2 protein-coding genes are annotated in these 1630 nt (G+C 54.7%); one reads left to right on the top strand and one right to left on the bottom strand.

Translation table 11 applies throughout. The features are described 5' to 3' along the window. Positions 1-75: 75 nt before the first annotated feature. Positions 76-1362, bottom strand: coding sequence for a hypothetical protein (locus HCU66_RS26900; protein WP_205891380.1), 1287 nt, complete (start codon positions 1360-1362; stop codon positions 76-78). Positions 1363-1560: 198 nt separating this feature from the next. On the opposite strand from HCU66_RS26900, the gene HCU66_RS27710 reads away from it, so the two are divergent. Continuing rightward, a partial coding sequence (locus HCU66_RS27710) for a hypothetical protein (RefSeq protein ID WP_479561822.1) occupies positions 1561-1630 on the top strand: 70 nt, incomplete at its 3' end.

A 1630-nucleotide genomic window follows, 5' to 3' on the forward strand; every position in this document is an offset into this window, starting at 1 on the left:
TGGCGGCGGGGATTACGTGTACGGTGGTGGTCACACCATCTCCGGCGCCATTACAACAAACAGCACATGACTGATTCAGCCAAGGTAAGCGATCAGTTTGCCCAGTCCACCGGCGACTCCGGTGGGATTGCCGGCCCAGAGAGTTTTGTTCTCGTGGCGACCAGCCACAATGGCCGGCTCTGCGGCATTCGAAGAGTCTTCCGATATATGCCCGTCAGTGCCGAACGTTTGGTCGGCCATGCCGTTAGTCAGCCAACGCGCAAGGTATATGTAATGCCGTGCCGCTGTAGTCACTAATTTTCCATCGGGTTGCACGTAGCCATTGAGCCACGCGCCTTCTCGGTCCTGATGGTATTTCGTCAACACCGGTTCACCCTTGTTGACATCGGGATCTGGCAAGCCATCTTGGGTGATGCCAAAAAGCATTCCTTCGGTGTCGGGATTGTTTGAGTCACCGACTTGACCGAGCCCGACAAAACCGCGATTCGTGGATAGCAGGTCGTTGAACCGGGTCGAACGGTTGTCTACCTCGATGCCGCAGTAACCCGGTGAATTTTGGCTGCCGAAGCTCTGGTCGAGAAGGCCGTTGTTATCGAAGCGCGCAATAAGTGCCGTATCGCGCATTGAGTGCAAACGACCATAACCCGCCACCACGATTTTTCCGTCCGCTTGGGGCAGCACAGCGGACAGACCGGTCGGCGTGGTCGAGTCTTGCATTTTGAAATCTAGGCGACCGGTATTTTTGAAGGACTTGTCGAATGTGCCGTTGGGATGCAGCCGAAAGAGCACGCCGGTGGTATTACTCCAGTCGCCCAATTTGTGATACGTGGTGCAGATGAGTAGTTTGCCGTCTGCTTGCTCGACGACTTTGGAGAAGTCCGTCATGCAAATTTCGTCCTGCTGATTTTCGATAATTTGGTGGCCGGTACCCGGCTCTCCGAAAGATTGGTCCAGCTCGTAGTTGCTGGAGTAACGGGCCATGGCCAAGTGGGCTACCGGATCCACTCCCACGTACCTGATGTCAGAACCGAGCATTAACAGGCCTCCGTCCGCAAGGCGTAAGAGCCTGCCCCCGCCGCAGGGATTATCCCCGTTGAAAGAGTCAATCCGCAGACCTCCATCGTGAAAACTTGGGTCCAGTTTGCCCTCAGCGGTCAGCATTGCCAGCCCGTATTGTCCAAAACCGGACTGCGTTTCCAGCGTCATACTCAACAGAATTTTGTTGTCCGGGAGTACCAGAACGCCCTTAATCAAACGGGTGTCAAGAATATCGTCGGGAAGGATGCTCAGCGTCCTCTCACCCTCGATGCCAAATAAATTATCGCGGTCGCCTGCGCTACGTTCGATGTTTCTATGGCTCATAAGCACCTCTGAATAAAAGCGCTCCGGATTGCCGAATGGCGACCAACGTACCTATGCATTATCAGAAGCCCATACATACAGTGGCTCTTTCCGGTCAGCACAGTCTGTGTTCGTGGATTTGAGGCGTCTACTGTCAGAAATTACAGGTATCGGCACATTTCGGACGAGCGGTGGGGATGACTATGGCTGGACGGTTACGTGACCCGTCTCAACAACTGGGTGCGTCTGGCGCAGCGGGTGCCGGTCAGGATTCACATTGATGAAGTGC

Source organism: Pseudomonas frederiksbergensis (assembly GCF_017114915.1).
Taxonomy (GTDB): domain Bacteria; phylum Pseudomonadota; class Gammaproteobacteria; order Pseudomonadales; family Pseudomonadaceae; genus Aquipseudomonas; species Aquipseudomonas frederiksbergensis_I.

Excerpts from the sequence above, each read along its gene's own strand:
- HCU66_RS26900 (WP_205891380.1), bottom strand. The coding sequence starts at position 1,362 with ATGAGCCATAGAAACATCGAACGTAGCGCAGGCGACCGCGATAATTTA.